Consider the following 5,437-nt stretch of genomic DNA (forward strand, 5'->3'; position numbering starts at 1 on the left):
GAATCACCAAGTCAGGCAGGTCATCGTTCTTGACCATGGCCAGGGCACTCTCGCCGGATGCAGCACTCTTTACCGCGTAGCCTTCTTCCTTCAGCAATTTATGGAAGCTTGTTCGCAGACCATCATCATCGTCGACAATCAGGATCGTATTCAACACGCGCCTCCAATAATCGGCAGCTTGATGGTGAATGCCGTTTCTTTAAATTCAACCGACGATACATCGATGCGGCCTCCATGCTCATCGATGATGCGGGCGGCGATGCTCAATCCGAGCCCAGTACCTTCTGCTTTCGTCGTAAAGAACGGCTCCATGACCCTGCCGATGACAGCCGCCGGTATGCCAGGCCCATCGTCGGATATCCGAACCCGGGCCATTTTTCCAGTGTCCGGGTCCTGTTCCACATCTTCTCTTACTGTGATCGATCCGCCTTTGCCCAGCGCCTCGCAGGCATTGATGAAAAGATTGACCAATACTTCTTTCAGTTGTTCCGGATCGGCCGAGACATGGGGAAGGTTAATGGAACGGATCACCTTGACTTTCACTTCGTATGATTTCAAGCGATGGGTCAGCAGCGACAGCGCGTTGTCCACGACTGAAGACGGACTGACCGATTGCATGACCAGCTTGGGCGGACGGGAGAACTCGAGGAAATTCTGGACGATGGTATCGATGTGGCGGATCTCTTCCGAAATCACATCGAAGTCATCTTTCTGGTCGGCATTCAGGTTCAAGGTGCGGTTCAGGGAGAAAAGCCGCATTTTGACGGAGGTGAACGGGTTGCGGATACTATGGGCCATGCCGGCGGCCAGTTTGCCGACCATGGCCATTTTTTCGACCTGCTGGAGATACTCACGGCTTTTGGCCAATTCGAATTGGGACTGGTCGACATTCTGGATGAGCCCTTCGACGCTGCGTCTCAGCGCGGCCACCACGTTATCGGGTGTTTCGACCGCACCGCCTTGCGCGGTTGCCTGAAGCAGCTTCGCTATCGGGGACAACACCTGCTTTACCAGGATTAGGACTAGGCACACCGACAGAATGATGTTAATGGTGATGGCAAATCCGGCGATGGAGCGAAGTTGCACCGCTCTGGCACTGCTGAGTTGCTGGGCTGAGCGAACGCTTTGGATGTGCATTTCCTTGTACTTTTCGCACAGGGCCAGAATGGTAAAGAATTGCTCACGAACCCGTTGGTGCAGTTCGGAGCCGATGTTGCGGTCTCCGGCCTTGTAATGCGCAATGACCTGGTCCTTTAGTGTAATATACCGGTCATACAGAATTTCGATTTGATCGATGGCTTCCGCCTGCTGCAGATCTTGGGCAGACTGGCGGGCTTCGTCGAGCCGGGTATCGAATACCCGCCGGTAGTCGTCCAGGCGTGTGAGCCAATCCGCGTTTCCATCCAGATAATAATAGGAGACAAACCCTTTCTGATTGACGATTGCGGTTTCCAACGATTCGGCGATCTGCAAAGCGGCGACGTTATCGTCGATGATATGGAGGATGACACTTTCTACGCGGTAGGTGTACCAGACCATCACCAGGCCGCCGCAGAGCGTGATTCCAACCAACCCGGCCAAGATCATATAAATCCGGTATTTTAAATTAAATCGGTTCCACCACATCATTTCGCACACCGCGGACCATCAATCCGGTTTGAACAATCCCCCGCTGCGGCGCATGAGCGCCCTGGCTTCGGCGGCGCGAAGGCGTTCGGCATGCGCATCCTTCTGTTTGCGAGCGGCTTCCATTTTGGTGGTCAGTTCATCAAAATCAGCCGGTTTTAGCAGATAATCGAAAGCACCGGACTTTAACCCCTTAATTGCCGTATCGACGGCGCCGTGTCCAGTGAGCAGAATGACTTCCACAACGGGATATTTAGCCTTGATCTGCTTGAGTGTTTCGATACCGTCCATACCCGGCATTTTGATATCGAGAATAATCACATCGATTTCCGGCAGCGCATCTCCCTCGGCTTCGGCCAGCACCGACAGCGCCTCCTGTCCGCTGAATGCCGTCCGGACCCGATGGCCGGCGTCAGTCAATCGCAACGACAGGATTTCGACGAAATCGCGCTCGTCATCGACCAATAATATGTTAATCGGGAATTTGACCATTGATATATCTCCTTATCGGCTGATATCCTCATTTTGCTTGTCGGTAGATTCAATTGGTTTTCTGGGTATGCTAACGCTGAAGATGGTCCCTTTACCCAACTTGCTATCGACCTTGATCTGTCCGCCCAGTTTTTCGATGATTCCCCGCGAGACCGAAAGACCCAACCCCGTTCCTTCACCCGGCGGTTTGGTGGTAAAGAAGGGTTCGAATATTCTGGCCAGGTTTTCCGGCGGAATTCCCGGTCCATTGTCCCGCACGACGGCAATGGCATCTTTTTCGTTGCCGGTGATGATTATCTCAACCATGCCGCCCGGTGCGACCGCCTGAAGCCCATTGGAGACCAAATTGATCAGAACCTGGCGAACCTGGTATGGATCGCTCCAAATCCGCATATCCTTCACCTCGCAGGCAGCAGATACTTCGGCTTGGCATTCGGTTGCGGTCTTGCGGGTTAATTCCACCACCTCGACGGCCAATTCGGATAGGTTGAACTCCTTGGTCATGGTGTCGGCCGACCGGGCAAAACTCAACAATTGGTGGGTAATGCGCCGGGCACGCTTCACGCTCGTTTCGATTTTCTCCAGCGCCAAATCGAGATCCTTGCGCATCGCAGGCGAAATGGATTCATCTTTGGCAGCCCTGCTTTTGAGCCACCCGGCCGAATCATTGATGATGGCCAGCGGGTTGTTGATCTCGTGAGCCGTCCCGGCCGACAGCGTTCCCAGGGCTGCCAGCCTGTCGGCGGCGATCAGCTGCTCTTCCATTCTGACCCGGAAGCGCTCCTCCCGGGCTTGTTCCTGGTTGCGAACGAGTTTGTCAAAAGCCTGCCGGATCTTGCCGACCAGGTGATCGATTTCAATCGGTTTGGTCAGGTAGTCGAAGGCACCGGCCTTGATACCAGCCACACCTTCGTTCGTGTTTACATTTCCGGTGATCAGGATGACCTCCGTATCCGGATGCTCCTGCCGGATGCGTTCCAGCACGGCCAGGCCATCCATACCGGGCATTCTGACGTCCAAGAGAACCACATCCACCGGCTCTCGGGCCAATGAGGATAGGGCCTCGATGCCATTGCCGGCCTGATTGATCACCGCGCCACGCTTTTCAAGCCGCCTGGCCAGCGATTCCCGAAAGCCGCTTTCGTCATCGACGATCAGAATCCGTGTTCTACGCTCGCCTCGCCACATCATCGCCTCCTATACCAGGCCCAGTATTTTCCACCAGACGGCACACACCAGTATCAGGGTTGCCAATAAAACAGGCGTCGCCACCAGCCCCGCCTTGGTCAGATCGGAGGATTTGAACTGGCGGTAGGAGTAGGCAATGGCGTTGGGCGGACAGCCGATCACCAGCAGCATGGCGAAAGAGGTGGCCATGCCCAGACAAAGCGCCATGACCCGCGGGTCAACCCCCTCCAGCTGCGCCAGGGGGATGACAATGGGCAGTATCAGGGCCGCCGCGGCCACGTTGGCCATGGCGTTGGTGACGACCGCGCCGAATACGGCCACCCCGGCGAACATGATCAGCCAGCCGCTGCCCTTAAACAAAGGGAAAAACAGGTTGGCGAAGTATCGCGCGGCGCCCGAGGCATCCATGCCCAGGCCGAGGGAGATGCCCCCGCCGAAGATAAACAGCACCGTGCCCCATTCCAAATGCTTGTGGATGTCTTCCCACTCGAGCACCCCGGCAAGGACCAGCGCGGCAATGGCCAGGATCCCCGGGATGGAATAATCGAGACCGTGGATGCCCTTGGTGAGCCACATCCCGAAAGCGATCATCAAGATGGCCGTGGTCTTTATCTCCAGGGCCGTCCAAGATCCCATCTTTTCGTCGAACCGGGGCAGTTTGAAACTGCTGTCGGGACGGTAGACGAAATACAAGACCAGCACGGCCAAGGGAACGGTAATCAGGCCGGCCGGTGCCGCGAACTTGATCCAGTCGAAAAAGGTCAGTTCCAGGCCGGTGAACTCTTTCAGAAATGCCGCGGCGACCATGTTGCGGCCGCCACCGACCAGGGTGATCATGCCGCCGGCCGAGCATGCGAAAGCGACTGACAGCATCATGAATTTTGCCGTGCTGGTGTACGGTTTGATTCCCGCCGCTCGCATCAAGGGCAGCATGGTGGCAATGCCGATGGCCGCGGCAGCGGCATCGTGAAACAGGCCCGAGGCATAGCCGAGACCCACCGATAGCAGAAAGGTGAATCGGATGACGCTGTCGCCGGCTTTGCGGGCGATGGCCTGGCCGAGGCGCTGGGTCAGCCCGGCCTTTTCCATGGCGATGGCGTAAACCAGGCAGCACATGATGAAGACCACGACCGGGTGCATGTAGGGCGCCCAGGCGCCTTTGACATCGGTCACCCCGGTCAGAATGAGCAACACGCCGATGCAGACGGCGGTTATCTCCAATGGAATCGGCTCGAAGATGAACAGAAAGAGAAGAAAGGCCAGCGTGGCCAGAAACCGCTTGGCCTTGGGTGACATACCGTCCACGTAGACCACACGGACATCGGTCAACCCCAAGCTTACGGCCGCTTCTTCGAGTTGCTTGGCGGTTGCCTCGGGTTGCCCCGGGTTGCGCGCCTTTAGTATGTAGCCTTTGGTTTTGCTGGTGTCTTTTTCATCCGCGGTAAAGTAGTCTTCAACCTGAACGACTATTTTTCTTTCGGGATCGCCGATGATCTCAAACTGGGTTCCCTCCGGGCGCGGCAGGAGCATGACGATCAATCCGATTCCCAGTGCCATGCACAGCTGTACCAATTTATTTTTTAAAAACATACCTTCTCCCTATAATCTTTCAGGCAGCGCCGGCTACCATCACGGGTTGCATGCAGCATGAATGATGTCCAACAGATTTTCAAGGCCACAGGGCTTGGTGAGATAGTCGAAGGCACCTTTTTCTATGCCTTCACGGGCCGCCTGTTCCGATCCGTGACCGGTCAGGATGATGACGGCCAGATCGGGGTCCATTTTCTTGAAAATCTTAAGGACATCGATTCCATCCATATCCGTCATCTTTAGATCGACCACAGCCACGTCGAAATCGTTGTTCCGCAACGTCTGAATGGCCTGCTGACCCGTATTGGCGGTGGTCACGTCGAGGTTCCGCTTGCCCAGGCGCTTGGAAAGCACCTCCAGATAGCCGACCTCGTCGTCAACCAGAAGCAACCGGATCTTACCTTTGATGGTCGCCATGTTTCCTCACTTAATAACCCTTTCTCAGGGCGATCATTTGAGCCTTGGCCTGGAGGATCTTCTCTTCATGCTCGCGTTTTTTTACCACGGCTCGATCAATTTTGGCCACCAGCAGATCGATGTC

At 55.7% G+C, this 5,437-nt stretch carries 6 protein-coding genes; all 6 read right to left on the reverse strand.

The features are described from left to right. Positions 1–157 (reverse strand): response regulator (locus ABYV26_RS19850; RefSeq protein ID WP_372683101.1); only part of this gene is annotated, 157 nt, incomplete at its 3' end. Then, positions 151–1,629, reverse strand: a complete 1,479-nt coding sequence (locus ABYV26_RS19855) for a sensor histidine kinase (RefSeq protein WP_372683096.1) — start codon at positions 1,627–1,629, stop codon at positions 151–153. The genes ABYV26_RS19850 and ABYV26_RS19855, both read right to left, overlap by 7 nt. 18 nt (positions 1,630–1,647) lie before the next feature. Continuing rightward, the gene (locus ABYV26_RS19860) at positions 1,648–2,118 is read right to left on the reverse strand and encodes a response regulator (RefSeq protein ID WP_372683097.1); all 471 of its coding nucleotides are present in this window, start codon (positions 2,116–2,118) and stop codon (positions 1,648–1,650) included. A 12-nt stretch (positions 2,119–2,130) separates the two neighbouring features. Further along, the gene (locus tag ABYV26_RS19865; protein ID WP_372683098.1) at positions 2,131–3,309 is read right to left on the reverse strand and encodes a sensor histidine kinase; all 1,179 of its coding nucleotides are present in this window, start codon (positions 3,307–3,309) and stop codon (positions 2,131–2,133) included. Positions 3,310–3,315: 6 nt separating this feature from the next. Continuing rightward, positions 3,316–4,896, reverse strand: coding sequence for a DASS family sodium-coupled anion symporter (locus ABYV26_RS19870; RefSeq protein ID WP_372683099.1), 1,581 nt, complete (start codon positions 4,894–4,896; stop codon positions 3,316–3,318). Positions 4,897–4,935: 39 nt separating this feature from the next. Next, on the reverse strand, positions 4,936–5,313 hold the full coding sequence (locus ABYV26_RS19875; RefSeq protein ID WP_372683100.1) for a response regulator: 378 nt from the start codon (positions 5,311–5,313) through the stop codon (positions 4,936–4,938). Positions 5,314–5,437 lie beyond the last annotated feature (124 nt).

The organism is Desulfosarcina sp. (assembly GCF_041551955.1).
Lineage (GTDB): Bacteria > Desulfobacterota > Desulfobacteria > Desulfobacterales > Desulfosarcinaceae > Desulfosarcina.